Annotated in this window: 12 protein-coding genes; all 12 read right to left on the bottom strand. The window is 63.8% G+C overall.

Going from position 1 to position 24,448, the window contains the following annotated elements:
- Positions 1-124 precede the first annotated feature (124 nt).
- Positions 125-1,858 (bottom strand): ShlB/FhaC/HecB family hemolysin secretion/activation protein, encoded by a 1,734-nt coding sequence (locus FFS49_RS24730; RefSeq protein ID WP_105815851.1) that lies wholly within the window; start codon positions 1,856-1,858, stop codon positions 125-127.
- A 63-nt stretch (positions 1,859-1,921) separates the two neighbouring features.
- The gene (locus tag FFS49_RS24735) at positions 1,922-2,392 is read right to left on the bottom strand and encodes a hypothetical protein (RefSeq protein WP_137910145.1); all 471 of its coding nucleotides are present in this window, start codon (positions 2,390-2,392) and stop codon (positions 1,922-1,924) included.
- A 1-nt stretch (position 2,393) separates the two neighbouring features.
- A complete protein-coding gene (locus tag FFS49_RS24740) occupies positions 2,394-12,257 on the bottom strand; it encodes a hemagglutinin repeat-containing protein (protein ID WP_224755951.1) in 9,864 nt (3,287 codons plus the stop codon).
- Positions 12,258-12,599: 342 nt separating this feature from the next.
- Entirely contained in the window at positions 12,600-13,325 is a 726-nt protein-coding gene (locus tag FFS49_RS24745) for an amino acid ABC transporter permease (protein WP_105815853.1), read from the bottom strand.
- A gap of 2 nt (positions 13,326-13,327) precedes the next feature.
- Positions 13,328-14,050, bottom strand: a complete 723-nt coding sequence (locus FFS49_RS24750) for an amino acid ABC transporter permease (RefSeq protein WP_105815854.1) — start codon at positions 14,048-14,050, stop codon at positions 13,328-13,330.
- Between the two features lie 94 nt (positions 14,051-14,144).
- Positions 14,145-14,960, bottom strand: a complete 816-nt coding sequence (locus tag FFS49_RS24755) for an ABC transporter substrate-binding protein (protein ID WP_071334422.1) — start codon at positions 14,958-14,960, stop codon at positions 14,145-14,147.
- Positions 14,961-15,141: 181 nt separating this feature from the next.
- On the bottom strand, positions 15,142-16,317 hold the full coding sequence (locus FFS49_RS24760; protein ID WP_105815855.1) for a fimbrial protein: 1,176 nt from the start codon (positions 16,315-16,317) through the stop codon (positions 15,142-15,144).
- A gap of 60 nt (positions 16,318-16,377) precedes the next feature.
- Complete coding sequence (locus tag FFS49_RS24765) at positions 16,378-19,374, bottom strand: GLUG motif-containing protein (protein ID WP_105815856.1); 2,997 nt, start codon at positions 19,372-19,374, stop codon at positions 16,378-16,380.
- An 82-nt stretch (positions 19,375-19,456) separates the two neighbouring features.
- On the bottom strand, positions 19,457-20,248 hold the full coding sequence (locus FFS49_RS24770; protein ID WP_105815857.1) for a fimbria/pilus periplasmic chaperone: 792 nt from the start codon (positions 20,246-20,248) through the stop codon (positions 19,457-19,459).
- Positions 20,249-20,252: 4 nt separating this feature from the next.
- Positions 20,253-22,904 carry a fimbria/pilus outer membrane usher protein gene (locus FFS49_RS24775; RefSeq protein WP_105815858.1) on the bottom strand — a complete coding sequence of 884 codons (2,652 nt, stop codon included), beginning with the start codon at positions 22,902-22,904 and terminating at the stop codon, positions 20,253-20,255.
- Positions 22,905-23,070: 166 nt separating this feature from the next.
- Positions 23,071-23,829, bottom strand: coding sequence for a fimbria/pilus periplasmic chaperone (locus tag FFS49_RS24780; RefSeq protein WP_105815859.1), 759 nt, complete (start codon positions 23,827-23,829; stop codon positions 23,071-23,073).
- Between the two features lie 24 nt (positions 23,830-23,853).
- Positions 23,854-24,381, bottom strand: coding sequence for a fimbrial protein (locus tag FFS49_RS24785; RefSeq protein ID WP_224755953.1), 528 nt, complete (start codon positions 24,379-24,381; stop codon positions 23,854-23,856).
- Positions 24,382-24,448 lie beyond the last annotated feature (67 nt).

Consider the following 24,448-nt stretch of genomic DNA (forward strand, 5'->3'; position numbering starts at 1 on the left):
GGGCTTGAGCCAATGTTTTGGTGCGAGGTAAAGCAGACCTGCGCCCGATACCGCCTGCGGTGTGCACTAACCCCTCGTAGTTGACCGAGACAGGTTCCCTCATGACGAGCAAGACCGCGTTTATTCAGAACTGAGCAGTCACCTGAAACCCGAGCGTCACTCGCGCAGTCGGAAAACCCGACGGCTTGTAGACAGGCGTACCCGCGAAGAGATCGTACGCATAGGCTCCGAATCGCGTGCCCACGCTGCCCTTTATGCCGATCACGGCACCGGCCAACTGCGTCCCGACGAGGACGACAGGCTGCGGGCCCCATACGCGACCGTAGTCGAGTCCCGCATAAACTGCCTGCCCCGTCTGCCCGATCGGCGCCTGCAGTTCGTTGCGCCAGTAGAAGCCGCGTGCCGCCGCGAGCATCGTCTCGCCATCAAAACCGCGCACTGTATAGCGACTGCCAATCGTCAAGTCGTCGATGTAGTACAGCGTGTTTCCGGTGTACTGGCCGTGGAATGTGCCGACATACCGGAATGGCTGCTTGCCGATCGCGAACGGCACCGACAGGTTCCCGTCGAGCACGGTCATCTTGAAGCGATAGGTCGGTCCACCACCCTCTGCCAACCTGTCGTCCTGAGCACCCAATCCACCGACGCCTTGACGATATGCAAGTGAGCCATCGAACTGCGCGCCACCGAAATAGTGGCGATCGGTCAGACCAAGCTCGATCGTCGTGTTATTGCGGCGCTGCTGCGAAATCTCGGTGTCTTCGATAAAGCTTTGTCCGAAACGACGCGACAGGCGAAGGTACGCACCGAACACGTCATTCTGACTACGCGACAACACGCGAGCCAGCTTGAAATCGACCGTCTTCGAATTGCCGCTCGCGACGAATGTCTGGTTCACGCCGGCAATCTGCTGGTAGTACGTGTTCGTGTAGGCCGATAGCGTCGCCGTCCAGTAGCCCCATGGAATCGAGTAGAAGCTGTTCCAGCCGTGCGAACCGAGACGCTTGTCGCCGAATTCGAGATCCTGACTCACGCCGATGTTGAACACGTCGTTCAGGCCCAGCGGGTTGTCGATGCCGAGCGACAGGTTGCCTTGCAGCTTGCCGGTGGCGCGCGTCCCGGCGTTGTCGACCGATGCGACGACCGTCCACGGCTTGCCGCGCTTTACGTCGAGTACGACGTCGCTTTCGCCGGGAAGATCACCCGGAACAAGTTGCATCGAGACATCCTGACTCGATACGCGTTTCATTTGCTCGAGGCCCTGTTCGAGGTCGCGCAGGTTCAGCAGGTCGCCGTCGTCCGTTGGAAACGCGGTTTTCCACGTGCCGCGCAGTTTCTCGTCGGCGAAGCGCACGTGGCGGACCACACCCGGAATCAGCGAAAACTTGAGGATACCGGTCGACAGATCCTGTTCAGGCAGTAGCACACGCGTCGTGACGTACCCGCGCGCCAGGATCGCTTGTGACAGACCCTTGACGAGGGTGTCGAGGCCCTGTTTGCCGATGCACTGGCCGCTGTAGTGCTCGAGCCATTCGCGTGCGAACGCGAAGCGATCCATCGGCAAGGCCGACGCGCCTTGTGCCTTCACTGCGCTGGGCAACGCGTCCGGTACGTCCAATGCGAACCGGTCGATCCGAAAACAGGGCGTTTCGGCCGGAATTGCGGGATACGCTTCGACATGCGGCACATCAGAACGAACCGAAGGCGTGTGGACCGCAGCGTCGCGCTGCTGCGCATCGCGTTGCTGTTGCGCTTGGCGCTCCTGCTCCGCATTCGCGCGCGCGGCAGCGGCTTGATCTGCTGGCGTTGGGGCTTGCTGCGCCTGCACGGTGACCGCCATCAAAATCGCGAACGGCATGGTCGCCAGCTGTTTGGTTATTGTCATTTGGTGATTAGCTTTTACACTGGCCCGATACCGTGGCTATTTGACCACTTTGCCGACCTCAATCGTAAACACAAGGTCTTCGAAATCCGGATCACCTACGCCGTCGCTGCAATGGAATGCGATATGACGATCGTCTTTTTTTACCAGCATCCCAGCATTTCCAATCCATGCATGAACAACGTCATCATATTTCCAAACATTCCAAACTTTAAGGGTGGCCTTTCCGCCCTTACCAATCCTGACATTCATCGGAATATGATTGGGGCTATGATCCAGCCATATGAAAAAATCCGTCAAAATTTGATTATTAACCTCAACATTGCAATTTAATGCCTTTATTTTAATACCTTGATTTGACGATTTTTTACTTGATACAAAATCAAACGACAGTAATGTGTCACCAGAAGACACGTCAATCTCATACAAGCTGTAAATTTCCCGACCGTCAACTTCAATTTTGGGTGCTCTAGCTTCTTGGAAGCGCTGCGCTAATGAGATGTTCGTCATTTCAATATCCTGGTCTTCGATACGGATCTACCGTTGCATGGTCTTGCGGCCACCGAGGCACGAATTCCTTGCCACCATCACGGGCTGGGACGGGTTCGTGACTCAGTTCCATCGATTCCATTCCACCCTTGTCAGGGTTGTAGCGTTGAGGTGCTGAACCGTCTTTCATACGAGCAACGTTCTCTGCTCCATATTTGGCCACCGCATCGGCTGACTCCGCCTCATTTTTCCAGAATCTAGACCGAACGGCCGACCAGGATGGATCGTTATTTTTTGCTGTTGGTGTGTAAACGTCATCGCCGCGCTTCCAGCGGGTCGCCGTAACGATGTAGTCTACAAGCCCCTTGACCTGGTCTGGAATGATCTCCGTGATCCAGTCGCCGACTGTCTTCGCGTCCGGCATCGGATAGATCAACGAACCGGTCGGCTTGATCGTCGGATCAAGTGCCGTGGCCGGATCCGCAATCACGCCGTCGCCTTTTTTGCGCTGCTCCCCGAAGTACCCGCCCATGCCTTGTGGCACATCCTGCGGGCCGGTGACGGTTCGCCCAAACGAGACTTGATTGTTCTCCACCTCGATTTTGCCAGCACCGGTCGCCGTGGCCACATTCTGGCCCGACACGGCCGCGACGCCGGCAACCAGGCTGGCCACCAGATTGTCGCGCGCTTCGCGCTCCGATGCCGACATGTTCGTCGACGGCGCGAGCAGACTGCCGAGCACGGAGCTGGTCGCCGCGCCTATTGCGCCCGCACCGCAGCTCTGGCTGCCGGCGGCCGCACCGGCACATCCGACAATCGCATGAAGTGCTGCACGCGCGTCTTCGCTGCCGAGGTTGTCTGCGATCTGCTTTACCTGGTTCGCACCGAGCTCTTGCAAATAGGCCACCGTGGCGTTCTGCGCGAATTGGCCCAGGCCACCTGTCACATTGCCGCCTGCGGCCACCGACAGGGCCGTGAGCACTTGTCGATACGTGCCGCTCGGCCCCCAGTTGGCGTTCAGTTCGTCGGCGCGCTGCTGGGCGTCCGCGCGTTCCTCCGGCGTCAGATTCGGATTGTTCGCGGCGGCCTTTGCTGCGTCGGCTTCCGCCGCGCGATTCGCGACGAATGTCCCGGCCTGATTAATGAACTGACTCGTGATGTCGAAGCCGGCCTGAATCTTGTCCTTGTCGAAGATCGGCGCGAGCGCACCGCCGGTGTTCGACGTATCGCGATTGACGCTGGCGACCGCTTCGGCGGCCGTCTGCCCGGTCAATTGCTGCTGCTTCGCACCGTCGGTGATGGTAATGGCTCCGCCGCTGATACCGCTCTTCGTGGTCGAATTGGCGTCGCCCGACGCACTGAGGGCCACCGGAGGCGCTACCTGCAATCCGCCGTCGCCCTTCGGCAGCGTCGTCCCCGACACCGGATTCACGTTGGTCGCCGTGCCTTTCTGATCCTTGCCGATCTGCCCGCCGACACCGCCCGACAGTCCGATCGAAGACGCGTCGTACGACGCATGGTTTTCGATATCGCTGTGCGTGAGCGTCGCAGTCGTCAAGCTGTTGACACCGTCCTGAACGGCTTTGTCGCTGCTCGCGATGACGCCACCCTTGAGATCAGTGTTGCCTTTGACGTTGACCTGGAAGCCGCCGTCGCCAGCCTTGATGCCGGACTGCTCGCCTACCGCGGCGTAGTCGCTGTGCATTTTCTGCTGGTTGAAGTTTGCCGCCGCGCTGGACGAACCGCCATAACAGAAGGGCGGCACGCAGACGCTGACCGATACGCCTGCGCTTTGCTGCTTCGAATCGTAATGGTCCTTGTCCTGCAAGCTCTCGACATTCAGGTTACCGCCAACGTCGGCCACGACCTGCTTGCCCGACGCCACGGCGCCTTTCAGATTCGTATCGCCGCCTGATTTGATCGTCAGCGTATCGCCCGCGGTGACATGCGTGTTCGTCCACGTCGTCGAATCGCCGTCCGCATGCCCACGATTGCCGGCTACACCCGCATTGAGTGAGAAGCCGTTTTGCGAGCCGACGGTAAATGCAATACCGACCGACGCACTCGATCCGCTGTTGGTGGAATGCTGGCTGCTGGTGCTCTGTGCGGCTTGCAGGTTCACGTCGCCGTCGGCAGCCAACAGCGCCTTGTTGCCGGCCGACACCGTGCTGCCGATCACATTGATATTGCTGTCGGCGCCTGCGCCTGACGCTGCGATCGTGACGTTTCGACCTGCCGATACCGTACTGCCAACGGCCGTGCTGGCTTGCTCTTGCGACTGGTTGTCGCTCTTGCTTGCGCCCAACGAAATACTGACCCCGACGCTCGTCGGCGATTGCGCCGGGTTACCGCTGGTTGCGCCATCATAGAGGTTCTTCGCTGCCAGTCCGGTGGTGGCCGCCGCCAATGCCGTCAGGCGGGCATCGCCTTTGGCGTGCTGCGCAGCCTCGGCCATTTGCCGGCCAGTCTGTACCGCGGCCACAACCGGATTCGTGAATCCGACCGACAGGCCGGCCTGGCGGAACTGTTGCTGTTCCGCCTGGCTCATCGTGTCGTAAGCCGAATCGATCGTGACGGTCTTGCCCACCACGGCGAGATCGTTGCCGGCATGGAGAAGACTACCGGTCGCATGCACGTCGTTGCCGGCGCTCACCGTCAGATTGCCGTCGAGCGCGCCGATCGCGCTGCCGTTGTTCTTCACGCTGGCGGACTGCTGCTTGTCCGATTGCGAGCGCGAACCGATCGAAACCGACAGGCCGCCATTCGACAGCAGGCCGGACTCCTGCTTTTCGTAGTACGTGGACGACTGGATCGTATCCTGCGAGGTTTTGATGTTGACGTCGCGCGCGGCCGACAGCACCACATCGTTCGTGCCGACGATATTGCTTCCCGTCACGTTAATGTCCCGCCCGCTCTTGACCGTGACACCGTCCGCGGAAATCGTGCTGCCTACGCTATAGGTCGCGGTCTGATCGATCCCACTCGCGACCTTCGAACCGCTGACAACGTTGCTGTGGCTGTGCGTTTCGTGCGAGTTATATTCACGTGACTCAGTCGCCGCGCCCACATTCACGTCGCCCACCGCCAGCAGATTCGCGTTGCCCTTCTCCAGGCCGATCGCACTGCCGCTTAGCGTAATGTCCTTGCCCGACACGATGTTGACCGTGTTGCCAGCGGTCAGCGTCGTGCCGGCCAGCGTCTGGCTCGATGAATGCAGCGTCTCCGCATAGCTTCGGCTGCCGTCGTCGCCCGAGCTGTTCGCGTTCACCGTCGACGTAGAACTCGCCGTTCCTAGTATCACATTGCCGTTGGCGGCAATCGTCCCGCCTTGACCAAGGTCGATGTGCGCTCCCTTCGCCGTCAGATCGCCTCTGACGGCGATTTCGGACTGCCCACCCACCTTCACCGAACTCCCGACAACGCTATTGAGATCGGTGTTCGACACGCCGTTCGCCCGCTGGACGATCTTGTGCTCGCCGACCTGCTGCGTGCCGAGCGTCCAGTCACCGCCGACGTTCATGCCGAGATTGCCGCCGACCGTCAGGCTGCCGGCATTCTGCTGGAAGTTTCCGCCGGTCTTGATCGACGCATCACCTAGCACATCGAGTTGCGCGGTCGGCCCGAGCGTCGTCGTGACGCTCGTCGCACCGTCACGACTTACCTGGGTGCTGGTGTTCGTCGCGGTGTTCAGAATCAGATCGCCACCGGCATTCAGATTCAGGCTGCCGGCCTTCACCTTGGCCGAGGTCAAATCGACCTGACCGTCCGTCGTCAGCGACATCAGCCCGCCGCTTTCCAGCGCGCCGAACGCGTTGTCGATCTGCTTGCCCTGGATCGAGAGCGTATTGTCGGCCTTCACCGTGCCGCTGTTCGTGAAGTTCTGCGCGTCCTTCAAATCGATGTCGGTGGCGGTGATCAGCGGACCATTGACATTCTGCTGGTTCGCCTGCGCTAGATACACGACGGGCACGAGCACCGACTGGCCGTCGACCACGCGCGTTTCCATCATGATCACGTTGCCGGTCAGCTTCGATACTTGATCGGCGGACAGGCTCGCGCCCACCGGCAGATTGAGCGATTTCGCCAGATCCGCGCCAGCCCCCATCAACGACTGATACATCGCCTGCAAATCGGTGTACGGACCGAGCACAGCCTTGCCCGTGAGCGCCGTCACCTCGTTTCTGACGAGCTGCTGTTCGTAGAACCCGTCGCCGAGGCGCTTGGGGACGTGCGTCAGATCGACGCCGATCTGATTGAAGAAGTAGTCGCTCGACAGGAAGGTCTTCTGATTCGTGAACGCCGGGTTCGTCTCGATCACGTAGCTCGCGTTCGGCGACTGGCTCGGCCTGTACAACCCGCCCTGAGGAATCGCGAGATTGTCCAGCACCCTTTGTGCCGTCGCGCCGGCAATGATCGGGCTGACGGGCTGAACGGGCTGACTCGTCACGGTCCCGCCTTTCGCGCCGGTGCCGGAAACCTGCCCCGTTACCATACCGCCCGACGTTTTCGACACCGCGGCGTTACCGTTCAGGCTTCCAAACGTCAGACCCGGCACTTCCTGGCCGGGAAGCAGCCCGAGCGACGGAATCGACGCATTGCCCGCCGTGTTGTTGATGCTGACGCCCGTGCCCGTGATCGTGCCGTTCGAGCCCAACGTCGAGTCGTAACCGGCAATCGCATACTTCTTGACATCGGCCGGCGCCGCCTGCGCGTAACCGCCGGGGCGACCGCCGACGAACGGCATGTCGCCGAACGGCAATGTCCAGTTGTGCTCGCTATTGTCGTAGTTGTTGTAGTGGTAATAGCCCGAATACGTAACGGTCACGGCCGGCGCCTGCTGGCCGGAAGCCGCCCAACCGTCGCCGTCGTAATGCTGTGGCATGTCGACATTGCCCACGGCCGTGATGTGGCTCCAGTAGTTCTGGAGGTTGCCGACCGTCGTCGCATCGATCTTGCCGCCCGACACGATCTGACCGGCAGCACTCAACGCCGTAACCGTGTTCGCGACTGCCGTCCCGGTATAAGTCGTGTATTGATAACCGCTGTTCCATTGCCCGCCGTTCGGCGGAACGGTAAATACACCGCCCGGCTGGGTCTGCAGCTTCGCGATGATGGGTGCCGGATCGTAATCCGGATAGTTCGGATCGCGCGAGAGGTTGATCCAATGAACATCCTGACCGCTACAGGCGGCCATGTAGTACGCAATGCAGCCCGACATGCTGATGCCCAGTTGCTCCAGCACCGCGGGGTCGACGCTCGTGGTCCCGCCCGATGTCTGCATCTGACGACGCGTGTTCGTGACGCGGTCCGCATGCAGTTCCATGTCGCCACCGGACTGGATCAATGCCGATGCATTGTTGACCAGCGCCGCATTCGCGTAATTGCCGCTTGCGTCCCTGCCGCCCGCCAATACGACCTTGCCCATGCCGAAAATGGCCGTCGTCGCCATCGTGTCGGCGGACGACGTATCGTCCCGGTTCTCGATGTCACGCGCGAGTATCTCGAGCGTGCCGTTTGCATCCGATCCGCCGATCAGCGCAGACGCCCCGACGTTCAAAATCGTACCGGTCGCATTGAGCGACGCATTCGCGCCGACGAGCGCGCCCGTGTTGTACAAATTGGCCGATTGCGTCCGCAACAGCCCACCTGCCGTCAGCGCGCCCACGTTCACGATGTTGCCTGCATTGACGCTCAGGTTGTTCACCGACTGCAGGTTCGCATTGTTCTTGAAGGTGCCTGGCAGCGTGAACGTGAGATCGTGACCGACATTGAACTGCGTGTCGGACGTCGACACGTAGTCGCCCTGCAGATTCACGTTCACGTCGCGCGCCGCGCTGTACGCCCCACCACCCAGCAACGTGGCAACCGACATCGTCAGATTGCGCGTAGAACTGACTCGGCCATTCGTGTTCGTGATCGCACCGCCTGTCGCCACGTTCACGTCGCCGTTCGTATTCGCAACGTTACCGATCGCGCCGCCGCTGTTGTCGACGGTATTTGCGTTCACGTGCAGGGAGCCGCCGCTGAGCTGACCGCCTTGCGTGTTACTGATCGATGCCGCGCCGATCGTGACATCGCCGTTGCCGGTGATCGCGCCCATGCCTGACACGTTGCCGGCATGGCTATTCGCGATCCAGGCTCCCCCCTGGACGTTCATCTGGCCCGTGCCGAGATCGACGACGGCACCGTCCGTATTGTCGAGCGACGCCGCTCGAAGATCGAGCGTACTCGCGTCACCGGCCGACTGGCCCGCCTGGACATGACCGCCGCGGTTGGATATTGCGCCGCCGGCCGAGAGCGATAGTGAAGCATTCGAGCGCAGCAGGCCTTGCGTATTGTTCACGTCGCCGCCAATCGCCGCGTTCAAACCGCGTTGCGCGGCGAGAATCCCGTTCGCGTTGTTCCAGTTGCCCGCGCTGACGACGGCCTGCCCCTTGGTCACGATGGTGCCCGAAGCATTGTTCAGCGCACCGGCTCCATTGCCCGGCGCGATCGTCAGCGTACCCGTACCGGCATGCGTGATCGTTCCGCCCGCATTGTTCAGCTCGGCCGGCCTGAGCGTGAGGTCCGTACTGTTGGTCTGGATCACACCGGCCGACGAGTTGTCGAGCGTGCCGGTGACGTCGACAGCCATCGCCGACGTTCCGTATTGAGTGATCGTGCCACCACGGTTTGTCAGGTTCGTCGCGGTCAGCACGAGCTGGTTTGCTTCAAGTCTGCCCTGACTGTTATCGAGCAGGTTGCCGGCTTTCACAACGAGATTCGGTGCAACGATCGACCCTTGCTTGTTCGTCATCGATCCGGTCTGGATCGTCGCATTCGCACTCGCGCCGATTTGTCCGCCGTCGTTGACCAGCATACTGGTGGTCACGCCCAGGTCCGTACTCGACATCAATTTGCCGTTCGCGTTGTTAAGCGTTCCGCTCACCTCGGCCGCCAGCCCGGTCTGCGCAGTGATCGAACCCGCCGTGTTGTCGAGCGTTGCGGACCGGGCGTCGACCCGGCCATTGCCGACGATCTTCCCGCCCGCATTGCTGATCGCGTTCGCTCCATTGCCGAGCGTCAGCGTGCCGGTCCCGACGTGCGTGATCGTGCCGTAATCGTTGATCAGCGTCGCAGGAGACAACGTAAGGTCAGTACTGCGGGTCTGGATCACACCGCCCGCCGAATTGTCGATCGTGTTGCTGACGTCGACCTTCATCTCCGACGAGCCATACTGGGTGATCGTCCCGTTATGGTTCGTCAAATTCGGCGCGGTCAATGCGAGCTGATTCGCCTCCAGCGCACCTTGACTGTTGTCGAGTAGTTCGCTCGCGGTCACGCTCAGCGTTGACGCTGCGATCGATCCGCCGCTGTTCGACATCGTTCCGCTCTGGATCGACGCATTCGTATTCGCGCTAATCCTTCCGTTATCGTTTTTCAGCGTGCCGCCGGCGATGCCGAGGTCGGCATTCGACAGCAGCTTGCCTCCCGTATTGTCGAGCGAGCCGCCGACGGCAGCCGTCAGTCCGGTTTGACCGCCGATTACCCCGTCCGTGTTGTTCAGCGTACCCGTTCGAGCCGCGACACGCCCGTTGCCGGTAATAGTGCCGCCGACATTCGACACTCGGCCCGTACCGTTATCGATGGTCAACGTACCGTTGCCGGCATGCGTGATCGTGCCACCATCGTTGACGATGGCCGCCGCCCCGAGCGTCAAGTCGCTACTGTTGGTTTGCAGCGTGCCGCCGCCGGAATTGTCGAGCGTGCCGGACACGTTCACGCTCATCGCGCCGGTGCCGATCTGCGTGATCGTGCCGCCGTGATTCACGAGGTCGGTCGCGTTCAACGACACCTTGTCGGCCTTCACGGCGCCCGCGCTATTGTCGAGGGCCGTGCCGGTCAGTGCTGCCGTCTGAGCGACAATCGAGCCGCCGTTGTTGATCAAGCGCGCGCCCGCATCGACCGCCACCTTTTGCGTAGCCTGCAAAGCGCCACTGCTATTGTCGACCGATTGTCCCGAGACATGCAGATTCGTACTGGACGTCATCGTCCCGTGGTTGGCAACGTTGCCGCCGTGCACGGTGACGTCGCCGTTGCCACCGATCACGCCGCCCTGCGCGCCGTTTGCAGTCTTGCCCGCTGCGTTGGTCAACTGGCCGCTGGTCGTCACAGAGAGGCCGTCGCTGTTGAGCGACGTCATCCGACCCGCCGTGTTGTCCAGCGACGCACCGGTCACCGTCATGCCAGCCGCGCTTTGAATGGTGCCCTGGGTGTTCGCGATGGCGCCGCCACGCACGTCAGCCGTGCTTTCGGACACCAGTTCGCCCGACTGGTTGGCGATCTGGCCTGCGACGTTGACCGACAGCGGCCCCTGCGACGACACCTTGCCGCCCTGGTTCGACAGGTTGCCGCCGGTCAGCGTCGTGCTGTTGCCGCTCGACAGGCTGCCGCGGTCGTTGATCACGGTGCCCGATGCGTTCGCCTGAATGGCGCCTTGCGCGCTCGTCGTCGCGTTCGACAGGTTCACGTCGCCGGCCGTCGCGTTCAGCGACAGATTGCCGTTCGCGGCGGTCTGGCTGCCGGCGAGATTCACACTGCCGCCCGTCAGCGATGCGTTACCGCCCGCAACTTTCTGGCCGGTCGCGGTCAGTTGGCCCGACGCAATCAGGTTCAGGTCGCCGCTGTGCGCGACGGAACCGTCGTTGTTCACACCCGCACCGAGCGTGCCGGTCGAGTTGATGCTGCCGGCGTTGATCGTCGTATTTTGCTGCGCCGCGAGCGTCCCGCTGTTCGTCAGATCGGCCGCAGTGTTCGCCGACAACGATTGCTGCGCATACGTGGTGCCGCTATTCTGGATGCCGCCCGAGGCCGACATCGCGAGGTTGCCGCTCGCCGTGGTCTTGCCCGCGAGCACGAGCCGGCCGTCCGATTGCAACGTCAAATCGCCTGCCTGCGCCGCGATCGTCCCTGCGTTCGCGACACCAACGCCTGCGGAGTTGCCAACCAGAAACACCCTGTTGGCATACATGCCGCCCAACTGAGCCACGTCAATCGCGACAGCAGGAGCAGGACCGTCACCGGCGATCTGCGTCGCGGCGAGCGTGTCGTGATTGACCTGATTCGTACCGGCAATTACATTGAGATTCTTCGCATAGATCGCGGCATTGGCCTGCACAGCACGGGCGATGATGTCAGTCTGATCAACATTCGAAGTATCGAGTCCCGCACCTTGCACGGTCACGAGGCCGCGATTGACATTGAAGCCCGTCAACGACCCATCCGCGCCAAACTGCGGCACGCCCGTTGTCAGGACCGCGCGCGAGGTATTGATGAACCCGCCGCCGTCCACGACGATACCGGCAGGGTTGGCCAGCACGATCTCCGCGCGGCTACCCGCGATCTCCACATACCCTTTGATCTGACTAGCCGCGGTGCTGTTGACCTGGTTGACGATGATGCGCGCCGCCTGCCCCGCACTCAGGTTCGGGTTGCCGTTGATATAGCCGGCCTGCTGGGTGTTGACGATTGTCGACGCGTTGTTCAGGATCGCGCCGTTCTTCTGAACGTCGAACTGGTTATAGGTGTTCAACGACACGCCGGCAGCGCTCGGCTTGTTGATGTTGACTTGCGGCAGGCCGTTGGGCGTCTGCAGCACCGCGGGCGCGTGAGCCCCCCCGCCGACGATCTGCGCATCCGCCCAGATCGGATTCGCGCCGGCTGCGACCAGCGCGCCGAATGCAGTCACCCGTAACGCGAACTTCGCTGCCGGATGCTCGCCGCCGTGCTTGGCGACGCGGCGAGTCTCGCCCGTATTTGTTTTCCCCGTCCTGCTGGCCGTCTCTTCGACGGCAACCAACATACCCCGTACGCGGCTAAACACCAGCCGATAATGGTTCTTGTTCATGTTTTGGTCTACTCGCGATTTTTCTGTTTCGATCCGCTCTCACGGTATCGAACATCGCTGGAATCTAATTGAAACGCAGAAAGTCAGCGTCAAAGAACGTCAATCGTTGCCCGGATGACACAGCTCGTTCGCGCCGATGCTTCAACACGGGCGCTCGCCCCCGCTACCCCGAGCGTGGCAAGTTACATATTGCGCTGTCCGCAACTATGGGCGCCATTGTAATGGCAATCCGCGCGAATATTACCTCACCCGACAGTTGAAAAATATCCCTGACAGAATTGCGAGGTCGAATCGGCACGCGATCTGTATTCAGATCTCTTGTAACCCCTTATAAGGATTACGTCATCGCGCGGATTTGATCCGTTCGACTGCCGTGCCCTCGACACGCCGCTCCCGCGGCCCTCGCGACAGCAACCACCGCGCCGCACCGTCGAGCGACGTGCACAGCACCAGATAGATCAGCCCGACGAACAGGAAGATCGGCGCCGGATACACCATCAGCCGGTTGTTCACCTGCGTCGCGACGAACGACAGTTCCGGCACGCCGACGATATACGCGAGCGACGTGTCCTTCACGAGCGCGACCCACTGGTTGACGAACGACGGCGTCATGATCCGGATCGCCTGCGGCAGCAGCACGTAGCGCACCGTCTGCCAGCGCGTGAGCCCGAGCGACAGTCCGGCCTGCCATTGCCCGTCGCCCGCCGCGACGATTCCCGCGTGCACCGCGTGCGCGAGATACGCGCCGCCGATCAGCGCCAGCGCGCACACGACCGTCGCGAGTCCCGGCACATCCATGTGCAGCAGCACGGGCATCAGGAAATACGTCCAGAAAATAAGCATCAGTACCGGAATCGCGCGGAAGAAGCCGATGAACGCGAGCAGCAGCACGCGCGCCGGGCCGCGTGCGAGCGCCATCGCGACACCGAGCACCACGCCAAGCACGGCCGACGCGATCGCGGACGCGAGCGCCAGCACCAGCGACAGCGCGGCGCCGCCGAGCGGGCCGTCCGGAAACGCGCCGACCAACAGATACGGCAGATTCGAGAGAAGCAGCGAAAAATCCATCTTCAGCGCCCCGCTCCCAGCCGGTCGCGCCATTGCGTGGCCGCATACGCCCCGGCTTCGATCGCGGCCACCGCCGCGACGTACAGCAGCGTCGCGACGCCGAACGCGGCGAATGTCTTGAACGTCTCGGTCTCGACCTGCCGCGACGCATACGACAGCTCGGCCACGCCGATCGCCATCGCGAGCGACGAGTTCTTCACGAGATTCATGTATTGGCCGAACAGCGGCGGCAACGCGATGCGTACGGCCTGCGGCAACACCACGTAACGTAGCGATTGCATCGGCGTGAGGCCGAGCGCGGCCGCCGCGTCGTGTTGCGCGCGCCGCACGCCGCGCAGGCCGGCTTCGCACTCCTCGGCGACGAACGCGGCCGTATAGGCGCTCAACCCGACCCAGCCCGCGACGAATTCGAACGACGGCCACGCAAGCGTGAGCGGGCCGACGCTCAACGCATGGCGCGCGTTCAGCCACGCGATCCATGTATCGGGCAGCAGCGACGCGACGCCGAAATACCAGAACAGCAACTGCACGAGCAGCGGCGTGTTGCGGAACGTGACGACGTACGCGGCCGCCACCGTGCGCGGCGCCGTGCCGCGCGCATGCCGCATGACCGCGAGCAGCAGCCCGCCGGCGGTCGCTGCGACGGCCGATGCGGCCGCAACGCCGAGCGTCAGCAGGAAGCCCTGCCAGAGCCAGGACAAATATTTGGGAGCCAACCCGAACATGCTGTAGAGCGCGCACGACGCGCGCGGTCGGATGAAAACAAAAAGCGCCGCGCGGCCGGTGTACCGGCCGATCGCGGCGCGCGTGCGGGACCTGTCAGGTCTTGTCGCCGATGCGGAAGATGCGCGTGAGCGGCGTCTTCGTCGTCGGCCCGAACCATGCGTCGTAGATCTGCGTGGCGCGGCCGCTTGCCTCGAGCCCCTTCAGCGTGTCGTTGACGAAGCCGAGCAGGCGCGTCTCGCCCTTCGGCACGCCGACACCCATGTAGTCGTTCGAGATCGTGAACGCCGGGATCTCGTAGTTCTGCTTGTCCGGCACGTTCGCGAGCAGCCCGATCAGCTTCGGGCCGTCTTGCGTGATCGCCTGCACGTTGCCCGCGCGCAGCGCGGCGAACGCGAACGGCGTATCGTCGTACGCCACGATCGTCGCCTTCGGGAATTTCTCGCGCAGCGTGATCTCGTTGGTCGTGCCCTTGTCGGCGCCGACGCGCAGCGCGTTCAGCTGGTCGGCCGATTTCAGTACGCCCTTCTTCGCGAGAAACTGCTGGCCCGACGAGAAATACGGGATGCTGAAGTCGACCTGCTTCGCGCGCTCGTCGGTGATCGTGAAGTTCGCGAGCACGAGGTCGACCTTGCCGGACGTCAGGAACGGAATGCGGTTCGCGGGATTGGTCGGTTGCAGTTGCAGCTTCACGCCGAGCTTGTCGGCGAGTGCCTTCGCGTAATCGACGTCGAGACCGACGATGTGATTGCTTTTGCCGTCGACATAGCCAAATGGCGGGTTGCTGTCGAACGTTGCGACGCGCAGCACACCGGCCTTCTTGATGTCGTCGAGACGGTCCGCATGCGCGACGGTGCCTGCGGTAATGAGCGCGGCTCCGACGAGCCACGCAGCGAGCGTGTGGAATTTCATGAGCACGACCTGATTTGTTATGAAGGCCGCCGCGGATCGCGCGGCGGCACGGTTCGACACACATCGCGACGGAGTGTGCCGTCGCGAAGCCGCTAACGTATCAGCGCACGCGGCGAATCCGAACCAACAAATGGTGCTTTGCTCTGCGGGTTTCGTAATGAGGCCGCATCGCGCGCCGCGATCACGGAAACGTGAACGAGAATTCCGCCCCGCCGCCCGCATAGCCGGGCGCCAGCTCGCCTTCTGCGCCGGTACGGATGTACTGCGCACGCAACGGCATCACCGCCATGTCGCCCGTGCGCCGCATCGGGTACTCGACGGCTGCGCCCGGCTCGCCGTACGCGATCCGCTCCCCGGTCAACGCGTTCGTCATCACGATGTTGAACCCGCGTGCGACCGTCTGCCCGGCCGGCGCGCTCAGTTGAAGCAGCGTCTTGTCCGGATTCGGCTTCGCGGCCTTGTCGCGGAAGCTGATCTCCGGCTTGGCCGACGCCGCGCATTGACTGAGCGCGATGTCGAAACTGACCGGCTTCGACGTCGCATTCACGCTCGGAAAATTGCTGATCGAGAAATTGCCGAGCGTCACCGGCACGATCCAGTTCGACTGAATCTCGCAACGATTCGGCACATGGATTTCGCATTCGCTGCCGATGCAAACGTTGCCGACGCCCGTATAGGTTTTCGGTAGCTTGCACAGGTTGGGCGGCACGGTCACCTCGGGCACAGTCACCGAGCCACCAATCGACGCGGTGCCTTTGGGCAAGTCAAGCGCGTAAATCGCGACGGTCGGATTGCCGGACAGGCTCTTGACGATCAGCTTGCCCTGCGGCAATTGCGAAGCCGGCTTGTCGAGCACCAGAAACTGCCGAAAGCGCATGATCATCGAGTCCGAACCGCCGCCGCCCGCGGAATTGAGGGCGAACTTTGCCGTCGCCATCGGCTGCGGGCCTTGCCGCAGCGTGCGTTCGGCGCCATCGTCAGACACACCGGCCCATTTGAAGCCGATACCTTCGACGTTGGTTTGCGCGATGCCGTCCGGGACGACACTGCCTGGCAACCAATGGGCGGCAGTCACGAACTCGTGCGCCACCGGCGCCGTGCCGTACTTGAACTTCACGAAGATAGAAACGGTGCGCCCGTACAGGATCGCGTTTGGCGGCGTCGTACTCGTCAATGGCGTCTGCATTTGCCAGGGTGTCGCTTCGACGTTGCCGACACTGCAATCCAGCGCTGTCGTACCGTCGGCACCCTGCGCCGCGACATGCGTGCCGAATGCAAGAACCAGGTATCCCGCCATCGTCAGGCGTACGATCGCCCGGCCGATCCGCCAGGAGCTGCGCCATAGAATCGTCTTCATGCTGCTCTACCTTGGTATCGCCGACGGGCGCGCAGGTGGCCGCGCCCGCCGGCCGTTGCGTTACTCGATCACACCGAGATTGAGACCGGCGATCTTCTGCAGCGCAGCTTCACCGGACGCGATGCTGTTGCGAAAGATGCCACGGTTGATGCCGACGAGCCCGCCGAAAGTCTGCGTCGACGATCCGTTGACCCGGCCGTTCGCAGTGGAGCGTTCGACGAGTCCGGCGTTCATGCCGATCAAGCCGCCGAGCGTCGAGTAACTCCCCGCGTTGACCACGCCCGATGCCGACGCGTCGCTCACCGTGCCGAGGTTTTCGCCGGCAAAGCCGCCCACCGTGCTCGACGAACTGCCCGTCACGTTGCCGGTGGTCGACGCTGCCTCGATCGTGCCGGACGTCGTGTTGGCGCCGACGAAACCACCCACCGCCGCACCATAGCCGCCGTACACGGCGCCGCTCGCGTCGACGTTGCTCAGTTCAGCCGCGTTGCTGCCGACGAAGCCGCCCGTCTTGCTGTAGTTGCCGCCCGTCGTCTTGCCGCGCGCGACCGCATGCGCAATCCGCCCACCGAAGTGACTGCCGACGAAGCCGCCGTTGTTGCCCTGGCCGCCGTTCACCGCGCCATGCGCTTCCGCCATGTCGATGAATGCGTTCGCACCCAGGTTGACGCCGACGAAGCCGCCCGTCGAACCCGTCGATGCGCTCCACACGTCACCCAGCGCCTTGCTGTCGGTCACGATGCCCTGGTTCAGGCCGACGAAGCCGCCGATCGCTTGCGCGTACCGGCCGTCGACGGGGCCGCTCGCGCTCGACTTGACGATCTTGCCCGTATTGCTGCCCACGAGGCCGCCCGCCGTACCGCCCGAGCCGCCCGTCACCCGCCCGAGAGCGGCCGAGTCTTCGATCATGCCGAGCAGGTTCGCCCCCACGAGCCCGCCCACGTTCACGCCCGCGATGTTGGCGCCCGACGTGGTACCGCGGCTGGTCGACCTCAGAATGAGGCCATCCCGGTTCACGCCGACGAGACCGCCGATCGATGCAAGATTCGATGCACCACCGGATACGGTCGCATTCGACTCGCTGTCCGATACGACACCTGAAAACCGGTCCACACGGTTCTCGCCGATCAGGCCGCCGACGGCATACGACATGCCGTTGCCCGCGACATAACCGGTAAACGACGCGCGGGATACTTCACCCTGGTTGATGCCGACCAGGCCGCCGAGCGCATTGCTGCGGTTGGCGCCTGCACTCACCTGCATGCTGGTCGCGGTCACGTTCGAAATCCTGCCGGCGTTTTCGCCGACCAGCCCGCCGATGGCCACCGGGCCGACGCCCGCCGCGGCATTGACGCGCAACGCGTTCAGCTTGAGGTTGGCAATCGTGCCGGTGTTGCGGCCGAACAGCCCCGCGTACGGGTCGCTGCTCGAAATGGCGAGGTTGCCGATCGTGTTGCCGAGGCCGTCGAACACACCGGCGAACGACGCGCCCGAACCGATGGTCCTGAACGCCGTGCCGTAGTAGGAACCGACGATGTCGTTGCCGAGCACGTACAGGCCGTCGAGATTCGCGTTGACCGCCTGCAACTGCTGGAGGTTCTGGACCACGGTATAGCGATAGCCGTTCGATTCGAAACCGGCCCCGGCGCCGGACAGCTTCACTGCCGCACCACCGGTGAGCCATTGCGCCGCGCCGTAGTCGAGCGTCAGCAGCGCGTTCGCGCCGGTCAGCGCGATCGGCGCCGTGATCCGCACGTCCTTGCGTGCATCGATCGCAACACGTGCGTTCGCGCCGGTCGCGCGCAACGCGCCGTTGACCGACACGTCGCCCTGCCGGCTGGCCAGCGCCAGGCGGTTGCCGCTCGCCCACGTGATCGCCCCGTCGACCGAGGTTTGGCCGCGTTCGGCAACCAGCTCGACATCCGTCGTCGCGAGATTGCGCGACAGCGTGTCCGCCACGATCGTACCGGGCTGGTTCGCACCCGCCGTGACCGAGACGTCCGACGATGCGATGCGCCACGTGCCGGTCCGGCCGTTGGTCGCGCGCGTGTCGACCGTCGCGCCGAGCGCCACCTTCACGTCGGCGCCGCGCGTCTCGACCGTACCGCCGTTGCCCGGCGTCGTCGCACTCGCGTTCAGCACGCCCGCGACGTTCACGGTGCCCGCATCGTGGCCGTCCAGCGAGATCCGGCCCGCGTTGTTCCTGAGCGTGCGTGCCTCGATGGTCCCTTGATTGTTCACCACCGTGCGCAGCACCGCATCGGCGGTCTTGGCGCTCATCAACACCTGTCCGCCGTCGGCTTTCAGCAACTGCTCGTTGCTCACCAGCGCGTCGAGGGTGCCCTTGTCAATCTGCACGTTGAGCAGCTTGCCGCCGTCGAAGTTCAGCGTGGCATCGCTGCCGGACGCCAGTGCGACGGTGCCCATCTGCGCCTGGACGATCCCCTTGTTGAACACGCGCGCCCCCAGCAGCGCGATCGCGCCGCCTTCGCTCGCCACGATATTGCCGAAGTTCTGCACTTCGCTCGGAGTCTGGCCGGAGAACCGGAAGCGGCCGGCGTCGAAGTCTTCGTTCTTGATGTCCAGCGTCGTCGCGACCAGGCCGCCGACATTGATCTGTGCGCTCCTGCCGAACAGGATGCCGTTCGGATTGACGAGAAACACGCGGCCGTTCGCATCGATGCTGCCGTGGATCGCGCTGGCGTCCTGGCTGATGACGCGGTTCAACGCGATCGACGTCACGGACGGCTGGTTGAACGTGACACGCTGCCCCTTGTCGACGTTGAACGTCTGCCAGTCCAACACCAGCTTGTTGTCATGCTGGTTGATCGACATCTGCTGCCCGTTGTCGTAGCGAAGAATGTCGGCTTTCCCGGACACGATCTTCTCGCCCGCGGGTAGCGCATGCACGGGCATCGCCGCGCTGCCCGCGAGCCACGCCAGCACCACGACGACGCCCGCGCGCGTGGTGGATTTGCCGCGCCGGCGTACGCGTTCGCCGGCGACCTGCCAGGCGCCTTGTCGGACGTTCCACACCAAAGCATAGGTCTTGTTCACTTTCGTTTTTCCCTTGTTATAGTCGAATCCCTGCCGATACTCCCCGGCAGGACGGGTCCTGCAAACATTGACGTGCCGCTCGTCACGGCGGCACGGCTTGCGCCCGGTATTCGTGCGATGCGCCGCTCTCGTCGACGGCATCGAACACGATCGCGCCCGCGCCGATTTGCCTGTCGATCGGGATCTCGGCTCGCCCGAATGGCGCGACATCCACCGCGCCGTGCTTCAGCGCGACGGGCTCGCCGTTCACCGACAGGCGCGTCAGCGTCACGTAGTAAGGCGTGGGATTGCTCGCGGCGATCGACGCTGCGGCCGGCGTGCCGTCGTGCGTCCATGCGAGCCGGTTCGGTGCGTCGTCGGGCTCGCCACGAAGCCCGGGCGGCCGGACCAGCAGCTTCATCCTGAACCGGTAGGCGATGCGCAGCACGGGCTCGCCGGTCGGCGCGGCGGGCGGGACTTCGAGCAGGTTGATCCAGAAACAGGACTCGCGGTCCGTGGCAAGCCCGCCGCCGACGGCCTGCACGCGGATCGACAGCGGTTGCCCGGGATCGAGCCGCGCAAGGGGCGGTGCGACGACGAACGGCACGCGCAGCCGGCTCGGGTCGGCATTCGCGTCGCCGTCGTCCAGCCACGCCTGCACGAGAATGGGCGCGCTGCCGCTGTTGCGGGCGAGGATCGTCAGCGCACGCGCATCGGCCGGATAAACGAACCGCGTGCCGACGACGGTAAGCGACGCGTCGCACCGGGGCGTGCCGACGCTCGCGACGCTGGCCAGCACCGCCGCCCGCACGATGCGGCCGGCAACCCGTTGCCGGCACACACGACGCGACGACAGGCGCGCGAGCGGGCCGAAGCGAAAGCGCGAACGATCCATCGTGCTAGCGCCCCCCTTCCCGCTCGGCCCGCGGCCCGAGCGCGTTCGGCGTCAGCGTCGCCGCACGGCAGGTGCCCGTCAGCATCACGTAGCCCGTCCCCGAGCGCTGTTCAGCAGGTACCGCGTAATCGATCACGCACTGCTGGTCGGCACGCGTCCCCCACTCGACGCGGATCTGGCCATCGTCCGCGGCACTGCGTACGAACAGTCGGCTGCCCTGCCCGACCACGCCGAGCGCAGCGCCGCTGCGTGCGTCGAGCGCACGCGCGGCGAAGGGCAGCGGCCGCCCGTCGTCGGTCTGCGCGTCGATCAGCAGTGCACGCGCCTTCAGCGTGTCGTAAGACAGCATGACGATCGAGCCCGAGCGCGGCGCGACGCTGCGCGAGACGGTCTTCAACTCGACGTCCTCCGCGATGTCCTTCGGATCGATGTCGATCTTGTTCAGCTGATACGGAATGAGGCTCGGCACGACCGCATAGCCGAAGCGGTCGACGCGAGCACTCGTGTTCGCGACGAGTGCACCGCGTGCGTGCGGCACGTGCACGACGCCGATGGTCTCGCTCAACGTGGGCGCCGGTGTCAGGCCGCCCGGATGCAACACGAGGCCGCCCGTCGCGTTCGCCGACGCCTGCTGATAGTCGCGCCCGATGCCCAGGTTCGCCGACACGGACACGGCCGGCCGCTGATAGCCGATGCCGAAACTGCCCGACGATCCGCGGTTGTTGCCGTCGTAGCTCGACGCCACCGAGTACGAACCGTCGCCGAGCTCGCCGAAGCGGCCTGCCACGCTGGCCGTGGCGCTCGTGCCGGCGCTGCTGTCATGCGTGACGAGCGAGCTGAAGATCGGCGCGCGCCGCGAATTGCGCCCCAACGGAATCGATACGTTCAGGCTGACGAGCGTACTGCCTGACCCGCCATCGAACGACGGCTCCCGTCCGGACAGGTTGCGCACGCGCTGCACCGACGCGGTCACCGTGGCGTCACGCCATTGCGTGCTGTAGCCAAGCGTGAAGCTGACCGTCTGCCCGCCGCCCGCCCAGTAGCTGAGCGCCGACCCGTTCGCATAAACGCTGCCCGCTCGCCCGATCTGCTGGCTCACGTTGAGATCGACCCGATCGCGCAACCGCGCAAACGCGGCCGCCCCTGCGCCCTGATCACCCCGACCGTTCAGCAGCATCGCATCGCGCAGGCCGAGATAGCCCTTCGTCGAGTAGCGATACGCGAGCAACGAGAAGTTCGTCCCGCTGTTCGGCAGGTTCTTGCTGTACGACACGCGGATACTCGAACCGGTCAGGCGCTCACTGCCACGCGGCTGCGTCCGCGCGACCGTGATGTCGGCCGCGAAGCCGCCGATCGACGTATTGAGCGCAACGCCCGTCAGCACGGATTGGTAACGGCTCGCAAACGCGGCGCCGCCGTATGCCGTCACTGCGTTGCTGACACCGTGCTGCACGGTAAACTGGCCGACGTACTGCCGGCCGATATCGTCGCCCAGCTCGATCGCCTGCCCCGCCATCACGCTGAACCGCGTGCTGCCCGGACGCAGCAGTTGCACCGTCGTCGCGAACGGCACCACGAAGCTGCGCGTCTCGCCATTGGCTTCCGTTATCGTCACGTTCAGGTCACCGCCGTAGCTCATCGCCTGCAGGTTGTCGATCGCGAACGGGCCGGGCGCGACGGTCGTCTCGTGCACCAGATAGCCGCGCTGGTAGATCGACACCTTGGCGTTGGACTGTGCAACGCCGCGCACGACCGGCGCGTAGTAGCGCTGCTCGTCGGGCAACATGCGATCGTCGCTGGCGAGCTGTACGCCGCGGAACGACACGGCATCGAACATCGCGCCGCTGGTCGAGCTCTCGCCCGCCAGCAACTGCGCGTGCCACGCGGGCAGATCGGTTTGCGCGTACACGTAGCCGCGCTGATAGCGGGCGCCGCCGCGCTGCGACCAGGTCAGGTTGCCGTTATGACGAATCCGGACCGGACCAGCACTCGCCGCCATCGACATGCCCGTGTAGAACTGCGAAAACTCGTACCCGCCGGAACGCGTCGTAAACGCGCTCGCGTTGTAGTTCAGCCATGCGGCCGGCACACCGTTCGTCCAGTTCGAAGGGTCAACATAAGTGCTCTGGTTCGCGAGCCGCATATAGAACTGCGGCGCCGTCAGATACAGCCGTTGCTCGGCCGCATCGAACGACAGCGCGCCGCCGGGTACGTAGCGGGACAGCGCATCGCAGATCGTCCCCTCGGGCATCGGATTCGACGGCTCGCTGCCGTCCTGGCCGCGCGCGCTTCGCTCCAGATCGATGCCTGCCCGCTGCAGCAGCGTGCGATCGAAGCAAGGCAGCACATCACCACGCGCATCGGGGCGGAACGTGATGTCTTCCACGCCACGCCACTGACCATTGACGATCAGATCGGCCCGATGCCGTCCGGGCACGACCGCATTCGGATGTGCGAACGGCGTCGTATCGATCGGCTCGCTGCCCGCGCCGTGCATCAGCATCGAATCGTCGAAATGCGTGGCGCCCCCAGCCGACAGGCGCGGCGCCGCGCCCGCGGTCGAGCGGCGCGCACCCTCCCGCGCGGCGGCGTCGACCGTATCCACCGTGGCAGCGAAGCCATTCGTCCCGGACGCCATCGCGACCGATGCGAACACGGATGCGGCAGCCAGCAGACAAGGACGCTGCGGAAGCCGCGGTGCGCATGAAGATTGAAAACCCGCCGAACTCAGCATGAGGATACAGTTGTTTAGCATACCGAATCTAACTCGAGACCCGGCGTGCAGTGTCGTGCCTTCTGGATGTGTTGCGTGAACCGGTTGCTCAGTCGGTCAGTTTTTTAGTTATGGTGCTGCGGCCGCCGTAGTCGTCGATCGCCATGTACCGCACGGCCGTCGGGCGCTGCGAACGCGCGGTGGTGCCAGGCAACGGGAAGCGCTGCGTATCGAACGGTGCGACCATCCCGCCGCCGGCCGGGACGAAGGCTCCCCCGACGTCGCCCTCGACCATGCCGAACGACACGTAATACGGCGTCGGATTGGAAACCTCGAGCGATATCGGTTGTCCGCCCGCGCGAGCCGCGTCGGCCGACACCTTCCAGACCAGCTTGTCCACTGCGGTATCGACGTCGTTCCCAAGCGCCGTGGGGCGGTAGAACAATTTGATGCGGGTCCGGAACGCAAAGCGCAGGCGATTGTCCGTGTCCTGCTGCACCGCCGGCACCTCGAGCACGTTCAGCCAGAACACCGATTCGCGGTCGGCCGGCAGTTGTGCCTGCATGTTCGTGATGCGCAGCACGGCATTTCGCCCGGCTTCGACGCGCGCCAGCGTCGGCTCAACCACGAACGGCGTGCGCATCTGCTCGGGCGGCACGTCGGCACGGCCGTCGTCGATCCAGCTCTGCGCGAGCACCGGTTCGGTACCGGCGTTTTTCATCCGGACCGTCACATCGCGAGCACGCTCGGGAAAAATCACCCGGGTACCGTCCAGCAGCAGCGCTGCCTGTGCCAGCGTGGCACAGGCAGCCCACGCCACGACCCCGGCCAGGGCTTGCAAACGAATGGAGCGAATGGACAGGTTCATGACGTGGAACAGGGATGGCATCGATCAGTGATAGGCGAGCACGTAGCGGATGAACGAGTTGCCCGAACCCGTCTTGATGGCAGCCGGCGCGGCCGTCGATACGTACTGCGCCGCATAGGACAGGGTGGCGGTGTTGTTCGCGACGGTCGCGACCTGGGCGTCCGCGATGTTTTGCGGCTGGCCGAGCATGATCTTGCCGGTCTTGCCGTTCCCTGCGTCCATGATCTGGATTTCGACGCCTTCCGCCGGCTTGGTGCCCACGAGCTTGAGGTTGCCGGTCACCGGATTGATGTTGATCGACCGCTGATCGAATTCGACCAGGACCTTCGTGCCGTTGGTACAACCCGCATTGCCGCCGATGTTCAGGTTGAACGTGACGGGATTCGAAGTCTTGCCGATTTCGGTGAACGTGTCCGTGCCGATCCGGTCGCCGAGTTGGACTTCCTTGCGGTTGCCGGCACCCGGCGCTGCACCGTCGATGTTGCAGGTGACGTCGGAGATGCTGCCGTAGAACGCAAGCTCGCCGTCGAATGCCTGGGAAACCGACGGCATGAGCGCAGCACTCGTGATACCTGCGGCGACGCAACCCCGAAGCAGATTCATCTTCATCGTTGAATTC

Origin of the sequence: Burkholderia sp. 4NA327C6, assembly GCF_005502655.1 — a bacterium.
In the GTDB taxonomy this organism is placed as follows: Bacteria; Pseudomonadota; Gammaproteobacteria; order Burkholderiales; family Burkholderiaceae; genus Burkholderia; species Burkholderia contaminans.